This is a genomic window from Vibrio vulnificus NBRC 15645 = ATCC 27562 (assembly GCF_002224265.1).
GTDB lineage: Bacteria > Pseudomonadota > Gammaproteobacteria > Enterobacterales > Vibrionaceae > Vibrio > Vibrio vulnificus.
Genome location: NZ_CP012881.1, coordinates 2,221,286 through 2,244,877, shown reverse-complemented (window position 1 = coordinate 2,244,877; position 23,592 = coordinate 2,221,286). Strand labels below are relative to the sequence as shown.

Annotated in this window: 22 protein-coding genes; 5 read left to right on the top strand and 17 right to left on the bottom strand. The window is 48.2% G+C overall.

Annotated elements, in window-relative coordinates:
- Positions 1-57 precede the first annotated feature (57 nt).
- Both ygjK and AOT11_RS10450 read left to right on the top strand, forming a co-directional pair.
- Positions 58-2,421 carry an alpha-glucosidase gene (gene ygjK, locus AOT11_RS10455; protein ID WP_017428716.1) on the top strand — a complete coding sequence of 788 codons (2,364 nt, stop codon included), beginning with the start codon at positions 58-60 and terminating at the stop codon, positions 2,419-2,421.
- 145 nt (positions 2,422-2,566) lie between these two features.
- A complete protein-coding gene (locus AOT11_RS10450) occupies positions 2,567-3,958 on the top strand; it encodes an O-antigen ligase family protein (RefSeq protein WP_017428715.1) in 1,392 nt (463 codons plus the stop codon).
- Here AOT11_RS10450 and AOT11_RS10445 read toward each other — a convergent pair.
- Positions 3,955-4,860, bottom strand: a complete 906-nt coding sequence (locus AOT11_RS10445) for a LysR family transcriptional regulator (protein ID WP_017428714.1) — start codon at positions 4,858-4,860, stop codon at positions 3,955-3,957. The two genes, AOT11_RS10450 and AOT11_RS10445, sit on opposite strands and share 4 nt — an antisense overlap.
- A gap of 101 nt (positions 4,861-4,961) precedes the next feature.
- Here AOT11_RS10445 and chrA point away from each other — a divergent pair, with 101 nt between their 5' ends.
- Positions 4,962-6,104 carry a chromate efflux transporter gene (gene chrA / locus AOT11_RS10440; protein ID WP_127446323.1) on the top strand — a complete coding sequence of 381 codons (1,143 nt, stop codon included), beginning with the start codon at positions 4,962-4,964 and terminating at the stop codon, positions 6,102-6,104.
- A 191-nt stretch (positions 6,105-6,295) separates the two neighbouring features.
- On the opposite strand, the gene AOT11_RS10435 is transcribed toward chrA, so the two are convergent.
- From AOT11_RS10435 to AOT11_RS10360, 16 genes are all read right to left on the bottom strand, one after another.
- On the bottom strand, positions 6,296-7,732 hold the full coding sequence (locus AOT11_RS10435; protein WP_017428762.1) for an IS1182 family transposase: 1,437 nt from the start codon (positions 7,730-7,732) through the stop codon (positions 6,296-6,298).
- Between the two features lie 143 nt (positions 7,733-7,875).
- Positions 7,876-8,916, bottom strand: coding sequence for a tetratricopeptide repeat protein (locus AOT11_RS10430; RefSeq protein ID WP_017419824.1), 1,041 nt, complete (start codon positions 8,914-8,916; stop codon positions 7,876-7,878).
- 10 nt (positions 8,917-8,926) lie between these two features.
- A complete protein-coding gene (locus AOT11_RS10425) occupies positions 8,927-9,871 on the bottom strand; it encodes a type II secretion system F family protein (RefSeq protein WP_026050222.1) in 945 nt (314 codons plus the stop codon).
- 1 nt (position 9,872) lies between these two features.
- Positions 9,873-10,838: a type II secretion system F family protein gene (locus AOT11_RS10420; RefSeq protein WP_017419822.1), complete on the bottom strand. Its 966-nt coding sequence runs from the start codon at positions 10,836-10,838 to the stop codon at positions 9,873-9,875.
- Positions 10,839-10,850: 12 nt separating this feature from the next.
- The gene (locus tag AOT11_RS10415) at positions 10,851-12,338 is read right to left on the bottom strand and encodes a CpaF family protein (protein ID WP_017419821.1); all 1,488 of its coding nucleotides are present in this window, start codon (positions 12,336-12,338) and stop codon (positions 10,851-10,853) included.
- Positions 12,339-12,373: 35 nt separating this feature from the next.
- Positions 12,374-13,624 (bottom strand): CpaE/TadZ family protein, encoded by a 1,251-nt coding sequence (locus AOT11_RS10410; RefSeq protein ID WP_011151040.1) that lies wholly within the window; start codon positions 13,622-13,624, stop codon positions 12,374-12,376.
- Positions 13,602-14,117, bottom strand: a complete 516-nt coding sequence (locus AOT11_RS10405; protein WP_172840609.1) for a TadE family protein — start codon at positions 14,115-14,117, stop codon at positions 13,602-13,604. Before AOT11_RS10405 ends, AOT11_RS10410 begins: the two co-directional genes overlap by 23 nt.
- Entirely contained in the window at positions 14,117-14,569 is a 453-nt protein-coding gene (locus AOT11_RS10400; RefSeq protein ID WP_017419819.1) for a TadE/TadG family type IV pilus assembly protein, read from the bottom strand. The genes AOT11_RS10405 and AOT11_RS10400 overlap by 1 nt, the downstream gene beginning before the upstream one ends.
- The gene (locus tag AOT11_RS10395) at positions 14,556-15,776 is read right to left on the bottom strand and encodes a pilus assembly protein TadG-related protein (protein ID WP_017419818.1); all 1,221 of its coding nucleotides are present in this window, start codon (positions 15,774-15,776) and stop codon (positions 14,556-14,558) included. Before AOT11_RS10395 ends, AOT11_RS10400 begins: the two co-directional genes overlap by 14 nt.
- A gap of 19 nt (positions 15,777-15,795) precedes the next feature.
- Positions 15,796-16,050, bottom strand: coding sequence for a hypothetical protein (locus AOT11_RS10390; protein ID WP_011151044.1), 255 nt, complete (start codon positions 16,048-16,050; stop codon positions 15,796-15,798).
- 10 nt (positions 16,051-16,060) lie between these two features.
- Positions 16,061-17,527, bottom strand: coding sequence for a type II and III secretion system protein family protein (locus AOT11_RS10385; protein WP_013571202.1), 1,467 nt, complete (start codon positions 17,525-17,527; stop codon positions 16,061-16,063).
- A gap of 10 nt (positions 17,528-17,537) precedes the next feature.
- Positions 17,538-18,284 (bottom strand): Flp pilus assembly protein CpaB, encoded by a 747-nt coding sequence (gene cpaB, locus AOT11_RS10380; RefSeq protein WP_013571201.1) that lies wholly within the window; start codon positions 18,282-18,284, stop codon positions 17,538-17,540.
- A complete protein-coding gene (locus tag AOT11_RS10375; RefSeq protein WP_017419817.1) occupies positions 18,281-19,627 on the bottom strand; it encodes an ATPase AAA in 1,347 nt (448 codons plus the stop codon). Before AOT11_RS10375 ends, cpaB begins: the two co-directional genes overlap by 4 nt.
- 27 nt (positions 19,628-19,654) lie before the next feature.
- Positions 19,655-20,173, bottom strand: coding sequence for an A24 family peptidase (locus AOT11_RS10370; RefSeq protein ID WP_017419816.1), 519 nt, complete (start codon positions 20,171-20,173; stop codon positions 19,655-19,657).
- Positions 20,174-20,207: 34 nt separating this feature from the next.
- On the bottom strand, positions 20,208-20,375 hold the full coding sequence (locus AOT11_RS10365) for a Flp family type IVb pilin (protein WP_011151049.1): 168 nt from the start codon (positions 20,373-20,375) through the stop codon (positions 20,208-20,210).
- An 11-nt stretch (positions 20,376-20,386) separates the two neighbouring features.
- Positions 20,387-20,560, bottom strand: a complete 174-nt coding sequence (locus AOT11_RS10360) for a Flp family type IVb pilin (RefSeq protein ID WP_011151050.1) — start codon at positions 20,558-20,560, stop codon at positions 20,387-20,389.
- A gap of 444 nt (positions 20,561-21,004) precedes the next feature.
- Between AOT11_RS10360 and AOT11_RS10355 the strand changes: the two genes are divergently transcribed.
- Complete coding sequence (locus AOT11_RS10355) at positions 21,005-21,733, top strand: helix-turn-helix transcriptional regulator (RefSeq protein WP_017419814.1); 729 nt, start codon at positions 21,005-21,007, stop codon at positions 21,731-21,733.
- 119 nt (positions 21,734-21,852) lie between these two features.
- Positions 21,853-23,538: an AMP-binding protein gene (locus AOT11_RS10350; protein WP_017419813.1), complete on the top strand. Its 1,686-nt coding sequence runs from the start codon at positions 21,853-21,855 to the stop codon at positions 23,536-23,538.
- The last annotated feature ends 54 nt before the right edge of the window (positions 23,539-23,592 follow it).

Below are 23,592 nucleotides of genomic sequence, written 5' to 3'. Positions count from 1 at the left end.
ACAAAAGCGCCAATATCCTTTGGCGCTTAACCGTTTTCTCCTACCAGAGACTTTTCTATGAAGATGAAACCCCTTATTACTGCTATGACTCTGGCGATGCTAACAGCCGGCTGCTCAACCACCAACGACGCACCAACACGTGCTTCGCAGTTTAAAAACGTGATCGACCGCAGTGGTTCCCCTGAATACATGCGCGATTATGACTTTGATGATCACCAGCGCTTTAATCCATTTTTCGATATGGGCGCATGGCACGGCCACCTATTGCCTGACAATGCAGAAGGCATGGGCGGCTTTCCCGGCGCAGCACTGCTGACCGAAGAATACATCAACTTTATGGCCAATAACTTTGACCGCTTGAGTGTGTTTAAAGATGGCAAGCGAGTTGAATTTACGATGGAAGCCTATAGCCTTCCGGGCGCGTTAGTGCAAACACTGACAGCCGATGAGGTGACCGTCGAAATGACGCTGCGCTTTGTATCAAATCGCACCTCACTGCTAGAAACCCACATCATCACGGATTCGCCCCTCGAACTGGTTTGGGATGGTCAATTGTTGGAGAAATACCATGCCAAAGAGGGCCAATCGCAATCCGCTAAAACCATCGACGAGCAATACCCAGATTACAACCGCACCCTCGTTGCCACCGATGACGGATTAACCGTGACATTTGGCAAAGTGCGCTCAACCTGGGATCTGCTGACCTCTGGCGAGTCTGAGTACCAAATCCACAAATCCGTGAAGATGAACACTCAAGTAAATGGCCACCAATTTACCTCGACGGCAAAAATTGACGCGTCTACCAAGATTTACACCACCTACTCTCACGTCCTAACCGCAAAAGAGAACCAAGCTGAAAAAGCGAAGATTCAAGATATTTTGGCCAATCCACAAGCGTACCTTTCAGCTTCTGAGCAACGTTGGGAAGAATATCTCACCAAGGGCTTAACCAACCCGCACGCCACATCAGAGCAAGAACGCGTGGCGGTGAAAGCAATGGAAACGTTGAACGGCAACTGGCGCGGCGTTGCTGGGGCGATGAAGTTTGACTCCGTGACGCCATCGGTGACCGCACGTTGGTTCTCTGGAAACCAAACTTGGCCTTGGGACAGTTGGAAACAAGCCTATGCCATGGCGCATTTCAACCCTGATGTGGCGAAGAACAACATCCGCGCGATGTTCGCTTACCAGATACAAGCTGATGATGCGGTTCGTCCTTGGGATGTTGGCTATGTGCCCGATTTGCTCGCGTATAACCTTAGTCCAGAACGCGGCGGTGATGGCGGTAACTGGAATGAGCGCAACACCAAACCCAGCCTTGCAGCATGGGCGGTAATGGAAGTGTACAAGACGACCCAAGACAAAGCATGGCTTGAGGAGATGTACCCGAAATTGGTCGCTTACCACGATTGGTGGCTACGTAATCGAGACCACAATGGTAATGGTGTTCCTGAGTATGGCGCGGCGCGCGACAAAGCCCACAATAACGCCGCTGGAGAGATGTACTTTGAGGTCATCAAAGGCGATCGCACCACCACCATCACTGGCCAAGCGGCGTATGAGAAAGTGCTCAAGCAAGGCGATTACGATCGCATTGAAAGCCCTGCACAAACGGCGGCCTCTTGGGAGTCAGGTCGAGACGATGCGGCGGTATTTGGCTTCATCGACCAAGATCAGCTCGAAGCCTACCTTGCCAACGGCGGCCAGCGCTCAGATTGGGTGGTGAAATTCGCGCAAAACCGCGCTAAAGATGGCACCTTGCTGGGTTACTCGCTACTGCAAGAATCGGTAGACCAAGCCAGCTACATGTACAGTGATAACCAATATCTGGCGCAAATGGCCGATCTTCTTGGCAAGCCAGAGCAAGCAAAAACGTTTCGCGCCAAAGCAGACAAGCTCGCTGCCTACATCAACACTTGTATGTTTGATGAGAGCACGGGGTTCTTTTACGACATTCGCATTGAAGACCAACCGCTGGCTAACGGCTGTGCGGGCAAACCCATTATCGAGCGTGGCAAAGGGCCGGAAGGTTGGTCCCCCCTCTTTAATGGCGCAGCAACCCAAACGCACGCCGATGCGGTGGTGAAAGTGATGAAAGATCCGCAAGAGTTCAACAGCTATGTGCCATTAGGCACGGCAGCACTTTCCAGCCCGGCATTTGGCCCAGACATATACTGGCGTGGACGCGTTTGGGTCGACCAATTCTACTTTGGCTTAAAAGGCATGGAACGATACGGCTATCGCCAAGATGCGGTGGAGATGGCCAGCGCCTTCTTCAACCATGCTGACGGCTTAGTGCAAGACGGCCCAATTCGTGAGAACTACAACCCACTCACGGGGGAACAACAAGGCGCACCAAACTTCTCTTGGAGTGCGGCGCACTTATACATGCTGTACAACGATTTCTTTACTGCTGAATAAGCCTTACTGCTCAGTTAAAACCAACCAGCGACAATGCCCTTGATTGCCAAAATTAAGGGCGTTTTTGTATAAAAAACCAAGCAAAACCAGTCACTAAGACTAGACTCTAAATATCGCTGATCGTTTTAAAGGGCTCTATGGAGTGATGCCACCTTCGCCATTTTACACGCGCGCCTTATTGACACTGATCCTGTTAGGATTGGTGGTGTTTAGTTTTAATCCATTTCTCGATCGCAACGATCTGCTGCCACTTTACGACAGCAAACGCCTGTTTGTGCTGTTTCTGTTGCAAATCACCGCGCTCATCGTGCTGTTCTCCACTCAACAGCGGCAGCGTATCATCGATCATTGGTGCTCTCTCACGCTCCTCCACCGAGGTTTACTAAGCCTTTTTATTGCTTCGAGCTTACTGGCTACGTGGCTTGCTCGCTATCCACTGGCCGCTGTTTTGCAATGGTTTTATTTGGCAGGATTGGTTTTGATGCTGTTTGTACTGCGTGATGTGGTGAAAAAGCAGCAAGCCCGATGGTTTGAATACTCTCTTTGGCTCAGTGCGTTTCTATTTTTGAGCATTGCGCTGGCGTTTTGGATCCGCATTGTGCACCAGTTGAACGTCAACAACTTCACCCTGTTTGGCTTTGCCAACCCTCGTTTTCTCAACCAGATCCATATTTGGCTCATCTTCCCTGTCGTTTATCTTGCCGCTCTAGCGATGAAACGCGGCAAACATGGCGTTGTACCAAGAGCGATCCTCGCGATCGATTTCGCCATTTGTTTTGCCACCGATGCGCGAGGACCACTGGTGGCCATATTGGGTGGATTCACGCTGCTGATGTTTTGCGCCAGAGATCTGCGCTCTATTTGGTGGAAACTGTTGTGGCAAAGCGCTGTGGCCGGTGCACTGGTGAAACTCGCGCTGCTTTCCCCACTTCCCAGCATGATTTTTGGTGGGCCGATTGAGTGGCTCAACATTCGAACAGACAGCCCTGGACGCTTAGCGCTGTGGCGACACTCTTGGCAAATCTTCACCTTTACCGGATTGGGCGGGGATGCGTTTGTCTGCGAAGAGGTCAATCACGGCCGGCCACACAACTCTCTTCTCAACGTGTTGGTGCATTGGGGCGTGGTGGCCACTCTGTGCTACCTAGCGTTGATCGCTTCACTGTTGCGCCTCACCATCAGGCAGCGTTCGTTACGCACTAAGTTGCTTGGCGTCAGCCTGCTCTGCGGCATCGCGTACAGCTTGGTGTCTGGGGTGCTCGATTCACCTTTAAGTCAACTGATGGCGGTTGTCGCCTGCGCACTGTTTTGGTCACGTTGCTCGCTTGCGTCTGCCTCATTACCATTGCCAGCCAACAAACCTGGCCCATGGTGGGCGCACAGCGTGATACTGATTGTCGCTATCGGTTGTAGTGTGTCGGCCGGTTATCGCACCTTGGAGCGATTGGACAATTATCCGGTCTACCGCAGCGAGGTGATCATCAAAACGCAATTCTGGTTGGGGTATAACTGTTTAGCGAAACCTTGGCAGCCTTAATGGATTTGCTGGCGAATCACCTCACGTAACCACATGCCCTTTTCGCTGTTGCCAGTGGCGCTATGCCACACCAACGAGATATCAAAATCCGCCACCTCAATCGGCGGTTCAAACGAGGTTAGGCGATCATCAAAACCTTGTGCCAGCGCCATTCTCTCCGGCACGATGGCAATCAAAGCACGATGAGATAACAGGCTGCGGATGGTAAGAAAGTTGCGCGAGGCCACCGTCACTCGGCGGCTTAAACCTTGGCTGGCGAGCAGCTTATCCACTTGAGTGGAGAGCTGACCATCTGGGCTCACTAACGCCTGCTCAATAGCGGCAAACTGTTCGATGTTCATCCGCGTCACATCCACTTGCAGGGGATCGCACAAACACACGTGCTTTTCGGTGTATAAGCGTTGCGCCTCAAATGGTTCTTCCAATACAGGCATCGAGCCAATCACCACATCCAGCTTTTCCTGTTCAATCAAACTGACGTAGTTATTGCGATTGACGTTGATAAAGCTGACCTGCGCTTTAGGGGCTTGCTGGCGAATCGCATCATACAGCTTAGGGGCGAAAATAAACTCTGCGTAGTCCGTCATCCCAATGCGGCACACACCGTCAAACGCCTGAGGTGAAAAGGGCTGCTTTGCCAACAACTCACCCGAAATCACGCTTAGCAGTTGATGAATCTGTGGCGCAACCTGATGCGCTCGCTCACTGGGCTCCATCTTGTGGCCCTTACGGACAAACAGCACATCATCAAACAAACCGCGCAGACGATTGAGACTGTGGCTCATCGCCGATTGGCTGACAAAGCTTTTTTCCGCCGCCACGCTGACACTGCGATAACGGTATAGATAAGAGAACACCACCAGCAAATTGAGGTCGATATTCTTCCAATTAATCTCGTCCACACTTCATCCCATATGATTCATATAAATCATGAAAACTATCAATTTGAATCATTATAGGTTCTTTCGTAGAGTGAGCTCACCTTTTTGTTGAGATGTACAACATGCTGCAAATTTTTAAGACTTTTTTCTGGCTCGGCTGGATCAGCTTTGGCGGTCCTGCTGCGCACATTGGCTATTTCCGCCACACCTTTGTTGAAAAATTGAAATGGATTAGCGACGAAGAATACGCTCAGTTGGTTGCTCTAAGCCAGTTTCTGCCGGGCCCAGGCTCAAGCCAAGTCGGCTTTGGTTTAGGCTACAAAAAAGGCGGTCTGCCAGGCGCTTGCGCGGCATTCTTAGGCTTTACCCTGCCTTCAGTGGTGATCATGTTGCTACTGGCGCTGGTGAGTAGCCAAGTGACCGACACCGCACTGTTTCAAAATGTCGTACACGGCTTAAAACTGCTCGCCGTGGTGGTCGTGGCCGATGCCGCTTGGGGCATGTACAAAAACTTTTGTAAAACACCGCTGACCGTTGGCATCAGCGTTGCCACTGCTGTCGCCTTGTTAGTGTTCTCAGGCATCGCAACACAAATGGTCGTGCTGATCATAGCGGCGCTGATTGGGGTGATTGCGCTCAAAGGTGAAAACAAAGCCACTGAGCACAGCTTTAAACCATCACTAACCCCACTACTGACCTTTGCTGCTCTGTTGCTGCTGTTACCGCTACTCGCCACTGCTCAGCCGTTGGTTCAACTGTTCAATGAGTTCTACCAAGCTGGCAGCTTGGTGTTTGGCGGCGGGCATGTGGTGCTGCCTTTGCTGCAAAACATCGTGGGAGAGCAAATCAGCCAAGATGCGTTTCTAACTGGTTACGCTGCTGCCCAAGCAGTTCCAGGGCCGATGTTTACCTTCGCCACTTATATTGGTTATGTACTGCATCCAAGTTCGCCCATTCTTGGCGCAGTTGTCGCCACTTTGGCGGTGTTTTTGCCTGGATTCTTGTTGATGCTCGGCGTGCTGAAAAACTGGCAGCTGTTAGCCGCTAATCCTCGCGTTTCGGGAGCGTTGCAAGGCGTGAATGCCTCGGTGGTTGGCTTGCTGGTCGCCGCGTTGTATCAACCAGTGTTTACCAGCGCCGTGAGCAGCGGGCTGGATGTGGGTTTGATTTTAATTGGTTTCTATCTGCAAAAGCAGATCAAAGTGCCAATCTTGGCTCTGGTGCTGTTTTTCATGCTCTCAGGAGCCACGCTGGGCATGCTGTAATTGCTGCATGCACCACTTCGAATACCACGTTTTTAGAGACTACTGTTTCTAAATACTGCTGTTTCTCGGTACAAGCGTTCTAGATAAAACAAAGCGAGCCTGAGCTCGCTTCAGATTGATGACGAACCCCGCTTTTTAAGTGGGGTTCTTTTTTGGAAGCGACCGTAGGTCGCGATCGTGATTTTTTTTTGTTATATCGTGCGCAGAAGTTCCCATTCATTACATGGGTATACAGAAGCAAGTATCTGCCTTATTTCTGCCATATTTAAGCCCATTTTTCGTAGATAGTTCACCACCAACGCTATCTTCTTGATGTTTTGGGCTGCCGCTGCCAACCAACATTGCATTTGCACGTTGGCTAGACCTCGGAAGCGAGCATAACGATGACCATGATGTTGCTTGGCATCTGCAAAGCTCCGTTCTACTGTTTCACTTCGACGTCGATAGGTCTTCTTACCATAGGAAGAAAGCCGCATTTGATTTGCTCTCTCTACGGCATCGCTATAGATATGCCGAGTAATCACTTTCTTCATGTTTTTGCTTTGAGTACAGTCATCCCTCATTGGACAGAACGCACACTCTTTCGGGTCTGAGTGGTATTCTCGGTAGGCATCGCGTGACGTGGTTTTATAAAGCAACGCCTGACCATTCGGACACTGGTAGCAGTCTCTTTGCGCATCGTAAGTAAAGTGTTTCTTTTTGAACGCATTTTTCGTTCTCGATGGACGTCGATAACCGAACACGCCAAGAATACCTCGACGTTCAAGTGACTCCGCCACTGGAGCGGTAAAGTAGCCCGCATCCAGTCCAACGGCTATCGGGTTCAATTGGAATGTAGCAAGCGTGTAATCTAAGCGTTGAACGTAAGGCTGTGAGTCATTGATGTTGCCCGCGGTGGTATAGGTATCGAGGATAATTCCATGTTGACCATCAACGGTTCGATGGTCGAGGTAGAAGAAGCCTTGTGGCTTATTATCACGAGTCATGAAGCCACTCTCTGGGTCAGTGGTGCTGGTTTTGGTATTCTTTGTTTTTGACTCTGATTCACGAGCCTTAAGAGGCTTCTTACCCGCTTTTTCTCGGTCTAACGCGACGTCGTCATCCAGCATATCAAGATAGGCACTCGCGCGAACCGCCGTGACTTTATTGGTGTGTTTATTCTTGTTGGCGTTCGCTTTGAGATGAGTACTGTCCGTAAAGAGCTCTTGACCCGCGACCAAGCCTTTCGTCATGGCTTGCTCTACGATATTGATAAAAATACGTTCGAATACATCCGTGCCATTAAAGCGACGAATGCGGTTTTGGCTTAGAGTCGAAGCGTGGATGACTTTCTCTGTTAATGACATCCGTAAGAACCAACGGTAAGCGACATTCACTTCAATTTCTTTAACGAGCTGACGCTCACTTTTTATACCAAAGATATAACCAAGCAAGATGATTTTGAAGAGACGAACAGGGTCAACAGGTGGACGCCCATTATCTTTACAATAAAGATGAGCGACTTCATCACGAATGAATTCAAAGTCGATAGCATTATCGATTTTGCGCACTAAATGGTTTTTAGGAACTAACTGTTCCATCGTCACCATTTCCAGTTCGTATTGTTGCGGAGTCGGTTCTTGAAGCATATCGGAGTATCCATATTTCGATACCCCTATTAGATCAAAGGTCTAGCTCGAAAGCTAGACCTTTGTCAGCAGTCTGAAGCGAGCCTGAGCTCGCTTTGTTGCTTGACGATGACCATTATGGCACGAAATCTCAACGCTTCTTGCTAAGGTTTCACCATGGTCGTCGAGACCTCACCTTGCGTTTTTTCTTGCTCTTCACGAACCATCGCCAGAGCACGCTCTAAGTTTTCATTCGCCAGCTTGTAATAGGACGGTTTTTTATCAATCGCTTGTTGCAAGTAGGGAATCGCTTTGTCCGGCTTGCCTTGCAGAATCAAGAAGTAACCAACATTATTCAGCGCTTCTGGAGCCCCCATGCTGCGCATGAAAATGTTGATCGCTTTCTTCACTTCGTTCTTGCCAAGATAGATCAGAGCTAAATTGTTTTGCCCTTTTTGGTTATTGGGATCTTTTTCCAGCGCCGCTAAGGTGTAGCGCTCGGCTTTGCCATACTCGCCACTCATGTAATAGGAATAACCGAGATTCATCATCCCTTTCATCGAGTTGGGTTTGATCTCTAGCGCTTTGAGATAATAGGCTTCCGCTAACTTATGTTGTGAATCAACGTCGGAGAGCACGCCAAGCCCCATGTAAGCCATGGCGGGCGAGGCTTTGTCCACCTTCAATTGATTGATGTCTTGCACCATGACCAAACCACCCGCCAAGGTCTTGCTGTTTTTCAAGCGTACTTGGTCAGCATTCAAGGCTCGTAAGAAATAGCTTTTTCCTTCATCCACTCGCCCCTGTTTGCTGTAAATTGCCCCCAATTGCTCCAGCGCTTTCACATTGTCTGGGTTGTATTCCACCGCCATGGTGTAGGCTTTTTCCGCCAAAGCGATATTGCCGCGCGATTCATGAATACGGCCGATGTTGTACAAGGCTTTGTCTTGATATTGTGCATCGGGGAACGACAGCGCTCGAATGTATTCATACAGCGCTAAGTCGTTATTATTGTTGCGCAGAGCCACATCACCTCGTGTGATCGCCTCTTTTTCAGACACTGGCATCACGTCAGAGCTCAACGTATCAATCGGCCGGCCATCGTACAAACTGAGGTCATACTGTGGGCCTTGCGGCTCCTGGCTCGCACAACCATAAAGTGTTATGGCCACCAGCAAACCCAATAGCGTTTTTGTCATTTTCATTCCTTCCCCCTTACCCCAGCGCATCCGATAGCGATAGCAACGCAGGCCCAACGGCGACAATAAAGAAACAAGGCCATATAAATAACAGTAGTGGAAAAATCATTTTTGTCGGGATTTTTGCTGCAATTTCTTCCACTTCCTGATTGCGTTTATCGCGAAAATCTTCTGTGTAATCACGCAATGTTTGCGACAAACTACCACCAATTTTGGAGGCATGAGAGAGCATATTAACCAAGCCGTTGATCTCCGACAGACCCGTTCGCGTTACCAACTCTTCAAACGCCGTCGACATCTCAACCCCGGCTTTGATTTTGGCGCAAACCGTATCTAACTCATCGGCAAATTCCGGATGAGAAATGGCCAGCTCATCGGCCACCTTTCTCAGCGCAGCGTTAAAACCCAAACCAGACTCCGTACACACCACCAATAAATCCAGCGCATCTGGCACACCGGCCCGAATCATACGTTGACGCTTTTTCACAAAATGATTCAAACCGATGTTGGGGATGTATAAGCCCCCCGCAACGGCAACCACCATCACCAACGTACTGTTATCCATATCAGGCAATAAAAAGAACACCGCCGCTGCACCGCCAAAACCCAGCACCGCAAAAAAGGTTTTGATTGCGTAGAACACCGTCAACGCGTCACGGTTGTGAAAACCCGCATGCATTAACTGACTACGAATGCTCTCCCTTTCTTTCGAATCCTTGCCGACCACGATCGGCGCTAACGACTCCAACGTGTTTTCCACTTTGCGGCTTTTTTTCTTCAGCGCCTTACCCGACACTTCTTTGTGGATCTGTTCTAGTTTTTTCTTCACTGGCGCTCGGTTGCCAGAAAAGACCACAGCAACCGTGACCACCAACAAGCTGGTGGAGATCAGAATCAGTGCCAACAACACCCACTGTTCGTTCAACTGGATATCCCCAAAAGAAGCCAATAACTCGTCCATATCACACCTCGAAGTTGATGATATTGCGAATCCAAATAGCGCCAAAGAACAGGCTCACGATCCCCATGGTGACCAGCTCCATTCCCCGTTCATCTTGGTACAAGGGCTTCACGTATTCGGGGTTAATGAACATCAACCCCACAAACAGTACGAAGGGAGAGAGCACCAAAATCCATGCGGAAAGGCGACTTTCCGCGGAGATGGTTTTGATTTTTCGCGTCAATTTGAAGCGTTGACGCAGCACTTTCCCCACTTTTTCTAGGTTTTCAGAGAGATTACCACCCGTCTCTTTTTGCAATAACACCGCACTGGAAAACGCCAGCATCGATACGGTCGGAGTGCGTTCCGCCATCTGCATAATGGCCAAACGCATGTCGTAGCCGTAATTAAGCAGGTTGAAGGTGTTTTTGAACTCAATACCGATCGGCGGAGCCATCTCGTTGCCCACTTCATTGAACGCTTGAGTCACAGGCTGACCGGCTTGCAACATACGGCGAATAATATCGAGCGCATCAGGCAATTGTTCTTCAAAACGATTGAGGCGATCGGTAATGCGTTTTTGCAGGAAGAATTGCAAGGCAAACCAAATTGCAGAGCCGCCCGCAACGGCGATATACCAAGGTTGAGCCAGAATCACCATAGTGACAATGGTGGTCAAACTGATGATTAAACAGACCATTAATGTCTGCGCCAAAGACCAGTCGAGCCCAGAGAGTTCGATCGATTTTTTCAGCGAAGCAAAGGCCGCCACTTTGACCAAACTACGATCTAACGGAGATAAGCTTTTTAAGTAATGCTCTTGGAGTAAAGAACGCGCCTCTTCATCCAAGTTCATCTGCGTCTCTTTCAAACGCTGAGAGAGCTCTTTATGTTTTGCCTTGCTGCCTGCCGCTGGCAGGATCAGGGCTTGCGAAATAAAGACAACAGCAAAAAAGAGCAGGACGAAGAAATAGGTAATGTCATCCATGCTTGCCTCCCGCTATGAAAAGCTTTCGTTAAACAGTTCGAAGGGCAAATCTAATCCACGCTTCGTTAATTGATCATGACACGCGGGCACCACTCCCGTTGCGGTGTAAAAACCAAGGATATTGCCATCGGCATCGAGCCCTTGACGTTTAAAGTGAAAAATCTCCGACATGGTGATGATTTCCCCCTCCATGCCGTTGATCTCTTGAATACTCACCATGCGGCGCTTACCGTCTTCTTGGCGCTCCATTTGCACCACTAAGTGAATCGCAGAGGCGATCTGCGCACGCAAGTTTTTGGTCGAGATATTCCAGCCAGCCATGGCAAACATGTTTTCCACCCGACTCAACGCATCGCGCGGGGTATTAGCATGGATAGTCGCCAGAGAGCCATCGTGACCGGTGTTCATCGCCGCTAACATATCCACCGCTTCAGCGCCACGCACCTCCCCCAGCACAATGCGATCGGGGCGCATCCGCAGCGCATTTTTCACCAAATCGCGCTGAGTAATTTCGCCTTTGCCTTCCAAGTTGGGCGGGCGCGTTTCCAATCTCACCACATGCGGTTGTTGCAGTTGCAGCTCTGCCGAGTCTTCAATGGTGATAATGCGATCGTCAGAAGGGATAAAACCGGAGAAGATATTGAGAGTGGTGGTTTTCCCAGAACCCGTACCACCCGCAATCAGAATGTTCAGCTCCCCTGTTACCGCCGCTTCGACAAACTTAGCCATTTGTGGCGATAACGAGTTGTAGCCGAGCATGTTGTCCATGGTGAGCTTGTCAACCGCAAAACGACGAATCGACACCGAGGCTCCATCGAGAGCCAAGGGTGGGATGATGGCATTGACTCGCGAACCATCCAGCAAACGCGCATCCACCATTGGCGAGGCTTCATCAATACGACGCCCTACCTGGCTAACAATGCGGTCGATGATGTTGCGTAAGTGGCGGTCATCCAAAAAGGTATAGGGGGTCTTTTCCAACTTACCGCGACGTTCCACAAAGATGTTTTTCGGGCCATTGACCAAAATATCCGACACGGTTTTGTCATGCAGTAATGGCTCTAGTGGCCCCAGACCAAACACTTCATCTTCAATCTGCTTGATCACCCGCTTACGACCTTCTGAGCTCATTGGGTGAGTTTGGTCTTCCGCCATGAGCTGGACGATGGCATCGTGCAAATCTTTCTTTGCTCGCTCTTTTTCCAAACTCGACAGCAAACCCAAATCCAATGTTTCCAACAAGCGTTGATGATAGTAGTGCTTAATCGCCAACTCTTGTTCGAGTTGTTTACGTGCCTCTTCAACCGCTTTGTCTTTCGCCTGACGCTCCAGCAGTTTTTTGTCTTGTTGCATCGGCTCGACTCTGTTTGAGTCTATTGGCTGCACATTGGACTCAATGTCAGAAATAACCTCATCACTGATCGTTGAACTGGGTTGCGCTTCTAATGCCGCTGCTTTTTCCTGAAACTCTGGGTTGATATTTTTTCTTTTAAAAAACATAACCTTGTCCTTTCGTTTCTAAATTTTCGCACTCTCTAAGAAAATATTTTCTTGAGCCAACTTTTTTTCTCTTCCTCAGGTTTCGCGATGTGATGAGAAAACTCGACAATGGAACGGGTAATCGCACTGTTTTTTTTGTTCTCAACAAAAGGTCGCCCTAAATTGGCACTTTCAATCGCAACACGGTAATCATTCGGGATCATGAAAACCGGAATGCCTGTGATGGTGTGCTCAATGTCTTTTAACTTGATTGATGCTCGTTTCTCGTAACGATTAACAATCAACTCAATCTGCTCTCGGGTAACGCCATACTCAAAGGTCAACATGCGCAGAATGCGCGAGGTGTTCTTAATCGCGGCAAGGTTTTGCTGCGTAATCAAGAAAACCTTAGTCGCGGGCGCGACCACGGCCGAGAAAATACGATCCACCCCGCGGGACAGATCGATAATGACGTAAGGATAAATTTCGCGAAGAACAGGCAGTAAACGGCCAATTTCCTTCGCTTTATCAAAATCTTCTGCGGTGTTTTCGTGAAAAAAGCCCAACACATGCAAACCACTCTCCATCTTGGTCACCATGGCGGTGAGCGAATCGTGGTCAAGATCCTTAGAGTGCTCGATGACGTCCGTTAAGCTGTACTGCGGTGAAATGTTGAGGTATTCAGAGATGACACCAAATGGGATGTCCACATCCAGCAGAAGTACTTTTCCCGGATGAGAACCGGCTATTTCTAAGGCGGTATTCAAGGCCAGTGTCGAGGCACCACAACCGCCTTTGGTGTTAATAAATAAGTGCAGTTCTCCAAGCTCTCGGCTGGAAAACTTCTCATCGGAAACATTTTTGAGTAAGTGGAAAAAGTCCCCCACTAAGGCTTTATCAGAAACAAAGTCTGCCGCACCCAGACGCAAAGCAATTTTCAATGCGCCGTTGTCACTTTCGTCACCAAACACAATCAACGAGGCTTCGAAATCATCGCTGGGTGCCTCATATTCTTGCAACGACAGTACTTTTTGTGCCCAATTTGGCCCAGTTTCAACAAAAATAAGATCGGGTGGCGTCACGTGCGTCAGCCCAGAGACATTGAAGTTGTGCATTGAAATCAGATCAAAACTGAGGTTTTTACACAACTTGAGTTGTGCCCCCATATGAAGCTGAAATCGGTCGCTACTGTACAACACCCAGATATGTAGACTGGTCTTTAAGCGAGCAAAACTTTCATCATTGTTCCTATTTAGCTTCACAGCTTCTCCCATATACCGTCCCCTAGCAGTCAGTTGTGGAACCATCCGAATCGTTTTTAGTTGGTCTCACCACCCCTAAACTCTCGACAGGTAGCGTGGTTTCAAATTGCGGAATGGTCACTAAGCCGTTGTTTCCTAAAAAATTAAGAACTGAAACAAATTGAAATTGATAATTACTCACTCTAGCTCTAACGTATTTTATGGTTATAAAAACATCATTGTCGGTTAAGTCCCCGCTGACCACATCGCCATTGGCATCGAGATACTCAATCACCAAATGCTGATCGCTGAAATTACCGGGCAAACTGCTATCAATGACGACGTCTTTGATGTTTTGGTGCGCGCTCGAGGTGACATAGCAAACCGTCGCTAAGCGTGCCGCTTTACGTGTCGCCTCATTAATCATCTGCATCGAAAACATGTAGTAACCAACAGAGAAGATTGACAGCAGTATCAACATCAACACGGTTGAGACAATGGTCAGTTCAATCACGGCCAGCCCTTGGCTATTTCTTCTCTTCCATTCCTTAACTCGCATCACAAGCCGCTCCTCATCACAGAAGACGCTGTGAAAGTGATGCCTAATTCCGTGTTGGTGTACGGAATTTTGCTAAACGATGGGACGTAAGTGTAAGACGCCGTCACCGTGACATAACCGCTATTGTGGGTAACGGTAATATCGTCTGCGGTTAAGTTGTCTAAAATGGTGTAGCTGCCGCCCGAGACTTGGCCGTGTAACACCATGTTTTTAATGTCTGCTTCGTTGGCAATTTGGTCATAGCTAATTGTTCCATAGACATCATTGACGGCAAAACGAGCACCATTTTGTACTCCTTTGGCGAGGGTGTTGTACTGGGTAAACATATGCCCGACTTCCACCACGCCCACTAGAATCAACAAAATCACTGGCAGAGTGGCGACCATTTCGACCGCTGCAAACCCACGCACTTTTTGGTTGTTCATCTCTCTTTTCATCTCACGAATCTCCATTGTTTGGATCTTCATAGATGACGATCTTATAAGCGCCTTGGTTTCCCGGTGTGTTACCAATTGAGCCGTTTTCCACCACACAAGAATCAACAAACTCACCAAACACGACTTGTCCGATACCTGAGTTGTTCGTTGGTACAGTTTGTAAGAGGAAGAAGCAGCCAACTTCCACCACGGTATAGGTCGTGGTACCACCACTCGAACCTGAGCAATCCACCATAGGAATCGGTAACACACGTCGCCAAGGCTGCCCCCCAGACTCGCAATCACCAGAGCTACTATCGGCAATACAAGCTTCGGTCTTTGCTTTGTATTCCGCATATGTGAGATCACCGGCGTAGTCGTAAACGACATTGCCATCACTATCGAGCGTCGCTGGTGTGTCTGGGAGGTCAGTGATGTAATCTGGCGGGTAGTCACTACTGGATACACCGCCTTGATAGATGCCAAGGCGAGTATTCGCCCCCTGCCCTACAGGACCCGCTGCGACCCCTGTCTGGGTATTTATGCTGCCACCAATTTGCACAGTACCATCGTAACCACCTCCTAACGCTTCGCGCACCGTGTCGGCACCCGAGCCAAAATCAAGTAGATGGTAGTTCCCCGCCCCCATGCTGGATAAGCTGGAATCGCCTACTTTCAGGACATACACCTCACCGGCGTTGTAACCGTAGATACCACCAGTTTCATCACCTTTGCACACTCCTATTGGCACGACATTGCTGATGGTATTGATGTCGGAGCTTGGGCCAGCCACTGCTGAGGCCGATACTTCTTTACTCATGCCCAACGCTTGCATAAAAAATTCGCTCAAACTGAGGTCATCAACCGACACGCGCACATAAATATCGCCCGTATCGTCAAAGCTGCTGTCAGGAAAAGTAAGAGGATCGTTGGAATAATCAATACTGAAGATAGCCGAGTCGATATCCAGCTCACTGTTGCCAGAGGCGCTATGCATGGAGTTAAGTGTTGTTTTGGCGGCCGCCGTTGCGGTGGGAGTATCGTGAGTGGCGTCTGCCACCATGGCCGCTGCTAAGGCCGCCGCATCGACGGCATTTTGCAATTTGGTGCGATTCACCACTTGATGAGTGACGTCAATCGCCAATGCCGCCATGATAACAAAACTCAACATCGCCACCGTCACCAAGACCAGCACTAAGCCTTGTTGCTTACGTTTTCCCTTGCAGTGTCTGGTCATGTCCATAATGCATCCTTAACGGCCGTTATTTAAAACCGTTGATAACTTGGCTACTACTACTCGACATGCTTTCAGTTTTCTTACCGAGGTAAAGCTGATAAGCACTGTCCATTTTATCGCCACTGCCGTAAGGAATAAGGTCCAGGTTTTCCTGGGTTGCGTCTGGATTATAGGTTTGCTCTGCTTTAAGTTTAGCCACATGTTGGCCCAAAGGCGCATCATTTGCACAGCCACTTAAAAAAGAGACAGCCATAAAAAGTAGTGCAAAATAGGTTTTCATCTCTCTCTCCTTACAGGCTGTGGCCAAATTCGCCTTCAGTGCCACCCTGCCCATTTTGTAAAAACTCGGGCTCAGGTTGCACAGCCGCATTCGCGTTGGTGGGCGATTCTGCGATATAAGCGCCGACACCAAGTAAGTAATATTTCAGATCGCTCGGTTCGACAAAGGCATCGGTCGGCAGCGTAATTTTGCTACGGTCGATTGGCTTCGCGAGCCTTGGCGTCACCAAAATCACCAGTTCGGTTTCACCGGAAATATAATCTTGGCTACTAAAGAGTTGTCCCAAGACTGGAATATCGCCAAAGCCGGGCATTTTGCTACTGACATCGCGTACATTTTCACTCAAGAGACCCGCAATACCGATGGTTTGACCATCCGCAAGCTCTAAGGTTGAAGACGCCGAGCGACGTGTGATGGGGGGAATAAAATAGCTGGCATTGGTGCCACCCGGGCTTAAGGTCAGCGTATTGGAAGCCGCGATTTCACTCACGTCCACCGCCAAGTTCAGATTGATACGTTTGTCACTCAAGATGGTCGGAACAAACTTCAATCCCACCCCATACTCTTTGTATTCAATGGTGACACCATCGCTGTCTGGTACTGGAATCGGGAACTCCCCACCAGCGAGAAACTCCGCTTTCGCGCCACTTAACGCCGTCAAATTCGGCTCTGCCAATACTTTGGCCACGCCATTTTCTTTGGCAATGTCTAATGCAAAAGTAAACAGGGTGTCGCCATCAATGAAGGTGCTCAATAGCCCGGTGCTGTCGATCCCCGGCACGTTGAAGATAGGGCCTACACCGCCACCGATGTCATCAATGATGCCGCCAGCGGAAGTTGCCCCCCATGAGAAGCTGCCGTTGTTTTCGAAAAAGTGGAAGTTAGAGTCAAAACGTCTGACCAAGCTGCGCTGCACTTCTGCTACGGTCACTTCTAGCATCACCTGCTGGGCACCGCCGATCGTCATTAAGTTGATCACGCCACTTTTTTCTACCTGACTGTTTAACGAGGCCGTGGCTTCATCCGCTTGTTGCCCCGCCGCATAGGTTTCTGCCACACGCAGAGCGATGTTCATTTTTTCTTGAGTGCTGACCATACCACTTAAAATTAAGCGATTTTGCGCACTGTGGACTTGAATCGGTTCCTCTGGCAGAAACTCATAAAGCTTTTGCTTGAGGCTATTGAGATCGTGTGTGACTTCAATGTTGATCGATTCAATTAAGTTCCCACGGCTGTCCCATGCCATTAGGTTTGTTGAGCCTAACTTACGACCGATCAAGAACAGTTCATCGGATTTCAACATCACGATGTCTAACACTTCAGGATCGCCAAGCGAGACGCGTTTTGCTTTACCTGACAACGCAACAAACGTCGATTTGTGATGCGGTACCGTGACCACTTTCCCCGTTTGTGTCGCTCCGTAAGCGGTAAAGACACTCAGCACGCCTAACGTAAAGACTAAAATCAAAATTTTCATGCGTCACACCTTATTCTTTTACCTGAATCTTCGATGACTCCGTCCCTTTGATTATGGTGACACTAGGGGCGACATAACGACGAACCACTTTTTCCTCAGGCTCGTGTGGATTACGCAAGGTGAGTTGGATTTCACCTTTGCTCTTGGCACTCAACAGTTTTTCCGCCTGATCCGGTGTGACTTCCAATGTCACCGCTCGAACGATGATCGGCTTGTTCTCTTTGGTTCTGGCCGTTTGGTCCACCGCCAACACCTTAATATCTTTCAGTACGGTTTTAGTGACCGCTGAACCTTTGCTGTAAGAGATGGTATTGAGTACATCAACACGGTTTCCCGGCAGCAAGAAACCCGCCACGCCAATCACATCATTCACGCGAATGGTAATGGCTCGTTTGTTCTCTGGAATTAACGCAGCAAGCGTCGAGCCCTCACCAGGCACGGTTAAACGCTGCTCTATGATGATTTCACCAGGGTAAATTGCTCCCGCAACGATTTGCCCCACCAGCTCTTTAGGATCGGTATATTGCGAGAGCTCACGCCACGATTTTTCCAACAGTTTCGTCGTGAGATGTTGTGGCTCAATCACACTGCCAGCCGGAATTTCTATGGCCGCAATCACCACAGGTTCTCGCTCAACCACTTCAACATCTTGTTGAGGCGTCAGCTGCTTATCCATCCACTGCTTGGCAAAAAATACGGCCGCCAAACCAAATAAGATTGAGAGTAAGAAAAGTAATATGATTTGGTTACGACTCATCGTGCACCTCCGCCTTTACCATCTGCGGTAAAGTAGACTTGCCATGCCCGTTCAAGGACTTGTGTTGTGATTACCGGTTCTGACTCTTCGAATGCCACGATATCGCGGCTGATACCTGCAATATCTTTCGGCAAACAAGGGTAATAACCAACATTATGTTGTTCATGTAGTTCAGTAAGACGCTCAAACAACCCAGCTTCCAAACTCAGCGCTTTACCACGTGCCATAATTTGCCAAAGTTCTTGGTACTCATCTTTCATCAAGGGTTGGAATTGAATCTTATAACCCAGACGACGTAAGAATGCAGGGTCGCTGATTTTTTCAGGGTCTAAGTTGGTCGAAAACGCCAGCGTCAAAATAAATGGAATGGTGATTTGTTGGCCATTCGGCAAAGAGAGGTAATCGTAGAAATACTCCATCGGCACAATCCAGCGGTTGAGCAGTGTCGCCACCGGCATGGGTTGACGGCCCAAGTCATCGATAATGAAGATGCCATTATTGGCCATCATTTGCAGTGGTGCCATCCAGACTCGATTGTGTTGTGAGTGGTTCACTTCCAGCATTTCCATGGTGAGCTCCCCGCCCACCTGAATACTGGGTCGCTCACACAGCGCCCAGCGCTTATCAAACTGATCCTTAAACACCAACGATTGCTGGCTACTGTCTTCTTCCACTTTTTTATGATGCTGAGGGGTAAACACCTTGATAATGTTACCTGCGGCATAGACGGAGTAAGGAATAAACACGGATGTATTCAAAGAGTTAAGTAACCGAGTGGCCACAAAAGTTTTTCCTGTACCAGCATCACCATAGAGGAGCAATGCTCGACCTGAATTAATGGCAGGGCCTAATACCGCGACCATACGATGCGCACCAAGCACATCTTTAAACGCGTATTCCACATCGGCTCGATTGACGATTTTTGCTCGGACGTCTTGCGCTTTAACCATCTCAGAGTATTCCACCACCGAAACAGGACACGGGCCTAAGTACGCATCTTTAATAAACGCATCGTCCGCTTCTTCCATACCCGATTCCGATAGAGCATATAGAATTCTCGTGCCTTGGTTAGCCTCTCCAAATGCTGCGGGATCCGATTGAAACACTTCAACAAGGGATTTTTTTCGTAAAACAGCCAGCACTTCATCGACAATGTGACTGTTGAGCCCCATCAAACGCGTCAACGTCAGTAGGTCCGATTTGGGGTATGCCGCCAATTGCTTGATCAGCAAATTCTCAACCACGACAGGTGGAATTTTCAATTGATTTAATGAGGTCGGCACCTTCGGTGGAGCGGCTTGAGGCGTCAGTTTATCTCTGTGTTTCGCTGTGGGTTCTGCCATGAAAGCCCCCTACTTATTATGTTCATACTAAAAGTAATGAAACAGCGCTAACCCAATTACAACGGCGGGTGCAAACGGCATGGTGAGTTTTCCTTGGACAGCAACTTCTGATGGATAAACAGAAAGTAAAGGAACCTGACCTGACATTGCTTGAAACGAATATCGACCAACCAATTTCTGCAAAGAATCAGGATATCGGGCGTAGTGAAGCATCATGAAAAACAGCGCAACGAGCCCGGCTGAAAGTGTAATCCAGTAGGCAACTTCGCCCATGGCATCCCAGCCGATCACCATACCCACTGCGCCAAGAAGCTTTACATCACCCGGCGACATCGCCTTAAGGAAAAAAAGGACCAAGCCACTGCCAAAATAGATTGCACCTGCACCTATCGCTAAAAACAGCTGACTGGAATCCCCCTTGAGCCCCCAATGTAAGCAAGCAAGAAGAGTCAGGGGCAAAAGCCATGCATTTGGTATTCGGTTATCTCTGGCATCGTAAACGGCAACCACCAGCAAACAAAACCATATCAAACTGTTTATAACCACCTGCCTCTCCTTCCATAGAGTGGAACGTCAGCGACTAGCTAAGAGCACCATCGATCTTGTTATTTAGCTTAGTGTCGTATCCGGAAAAGAGAGTCCCTATGGCTAACACCAGTAGCGCCGCCCCGACGACGTATTCCACAACACTTAATCCTTCCTCATCGAGAAGAAAATCGACGCTAGCTTTCATATGTCTAAGCAACATCTTAAGCCTCTCTATGAACCGCTACCTACAGCTCCATCCAGTTTGCTCTGAAGGTTATCACCTAAATTGTTAAACACTAGCCCTAGAGCAACAACCAGTAACGCTGCACCCACAACGTATTCAACAACCGACAAACCTTCTTCATCTTGCATAAACGCTTTCGCTTTGTGTAATAGATTGCTCATTGTGTCTCTCCTTCCATAAGCAACGAACTTGCCCTTTAAAGTTAGAGGTTGCTAAATAAAGACGTTAGGACTTTTTTGTCTTTTACTAGTACTTTTTTACGACTTTCATCAAGAAACTCATTGTTTATTGATTCGCAAAAAGAAATACCTGAGTTGCCACTACTTAGAAAAAGTTAATAAAAGCGTATGAAAACAATTGTAATTACCTGGCATTTCTATCCAGCTATCTTTCTCAATTTAAAAAAATAAAATCGATCACTTTTTTTGTTGGCACTTTTTTGTGGCAGCACTAACCTTTTTGTATGAGAGCAGAATATGCAGAAGCACCACCAAGGTGACCACACTGAGGCACAAAGAGATGATTTGAGACAACACACTCTTCGCTCTTTGAAAGGCAAACAATAGCTGCTTGATACTCATATTTCAGTTTGAGGGGGAATCAGCATGGAAGTGAGACGTACCGCTCATTGGCTGGGAAGCTCAGTCCGCCTGCTTGAGAAAACCGAAAAAGATCTTATTCTCAATACGTTTACTCTGATTGAACATGACACCGACGTCTCTATTCTCAGTGAACCGAGTACCCAGTTTGCCTTTTTTTTCATCCATTCAGAAGAGCAGTACCCGCTACTGCTGACGGCGCTAAAACTCAGTATCAATCTGAATAAGAAGTTAATTTTAATCCACTCTCGGCCTATTGAGTTGGGCTCTTACTATCACTCTGCCGTTTTCGACCATCTCAATCTTTCTTTACAAAACACCCAAGAATGGTTGAAACAGCTTATCTCAAGAATGAATCTACGATGGTATGTTGAGCTCGGTGGCAACACTTCTACACAAGCAGCCGCCCCTATGATTAGCCAAGCGTTACAATCTCTGCTAAATCATATCGACAACAACATCAGCAATGTCATTCGCGAAGAAGATGCCGCCTCGTTTTGCCACTACTCTGTTACCTATTTTTCTAAAGTGTTTCACAAAGAGATTGGACTCAGCTTCCGAGATTACTTGTCCAACAAACGCATCAATCTTGCCAAACAACTGTTGCTCGAAGATCGCCATGCGAAAATCGCCTTTATCGCGTATCAATGTGGTTATCGAGACGTGTCGTATTTTTCGCGCATATTCAAAAAGAAAACCGGGGTAAGTCCAGGGAGATATCGACTTTCTAACTAGCTCAAATTCTTGTCTCACATCCGTTTTTTTTTATTTCTGATGAGCATAAAGCATGCTATGGTTAACAATAAATTAACATAACAATAATACTTGTTTTGCCAATAACATGGAGTTAGAGAATGATTCAACCTAACGAGTTAAGCAAACCGCAACTTGCTCTCCCTACCCCAAGCGATATGATCCTGAAATGGGCAAAGGAACGCCCACATGAGGTATATCTAAAACAAATCATCAACCGACAGTTTGTTGAATTCACCTATTCAGAAGTGGCCGACAAAGCCCTTCGCTTAGTCACCGCACTCAAAGAACTGGGAGCGGAACCTGGCGATAGAATCGCACTGATCTCTAAAAACTGCGCGGAGTGGTTTATTTGTGACTTAGCCATGATGCTAGGTGACTATGTGAGCGTACCGATTTTCCCAACCGCCGGAGCGGATACGATTGAATACTGCATCACGCACAGTGAAAGTAAAATCCTCATTGCAGGTAAACTTGATGATGCCGCCGCGACTCAGAAAGTGATCGATGATCTAGTGGACGTGAAAAGCATTGCTCTTCCATACGATAGCGCCCCACATTGCCAATACCAATTTACCACGCTCATTTTGCAATCGGAGCCGAGCAGCGACAGGCCTCAGCACTACGACGATAAATTGATGTCACTGGTTTACACCTCGGGAACGTCCGGTCTACCAAAAGGGGCAATGCTCACGTACGGCGCGTTTTCATGGTCTGTTCAGCAGTTAATTAACCATATTGGCATTCAGCCCAACGATCGATTGTTCTCCTATTTGCCACTGGCACATATCACAGAACGCGTCTATATCTTCGGTTCTTCCATTATGGGAGGGGTACCTACCGCCTTCCCTGAATCTTTGGATACCTTTATCGAAGACGTAAAAATGCAGCGTCCAACACTGTTTATTTCTGTACCACGCTTATGGACCTTATTCCAGCAACGTATTCAAGACAAACTGCCCCAAAAACGCCTCAACTTCCTACTCAAAATCCCATTTGTCAGCGGTTTGATTAAGAAGAAGTTGGCCGATGGCCTTGGCCTGGATCAAGCCCGAGTGCTGGGTTGTGGCTCTGCTCCAGTCTCTCCAGCCTTACTCGCGTGGTATCACAGTGTTGGTTTGAACATTACCGAAGCTTGGGGGATGACAGAATCGTTCGCTTATAGCACCTTAAACTACCCCTTTAGAGCCGACAAAATAGGCTCGGTTGGCAACGCAGGGCCCGGTATTGAGCTCAAAATCGCCGCTGATGATGAGATCATGGTTCGTGGCAAGGGGCTATTTTCTGGATACTACAAAAACGACATTGCCACTCAAGAAGCTTTTGATAAAGAAGGCTGGCTACACACTGGCGATATTGGTCGACTGGATGCCGAAGGGTATCTCACCATTCAAGGTCGTAAGAAAGACACCTTTAAAACGGCCAAAGGCAAGTTTGTTTCACCTGTCCCTATTGAGAACAAACTCTTTGAATACAGCCGAGTAGAAATGATGTGTTTGATTGGCCTCGGCTTGCCAGCGCCAATCTTATTGGTGGTTCCGCACAACTTCCCGAACTTCGATCGCGATCGCTATGAACGAACGACAAAACGTGTGATAGCCAAAATGAACGCAGAACTCGAATCGCACGAGCAGATCAAAGGGGTGTTGATGATTAAAGACCCTTGGAGTATCGACAATGGCATCCTAACGCCAACGTTAAAAATCAAACGACACGCCTTGGAACAGAAATACCACGAAGTGGGGCAAAATTGGCCAAAAGATAAGCTCGTGGTGTGGGAAGAGTAATTTTGATGTGAGTCGGCCATTCCGACTCACCACTTGATAGCATCAGCTTTAAAG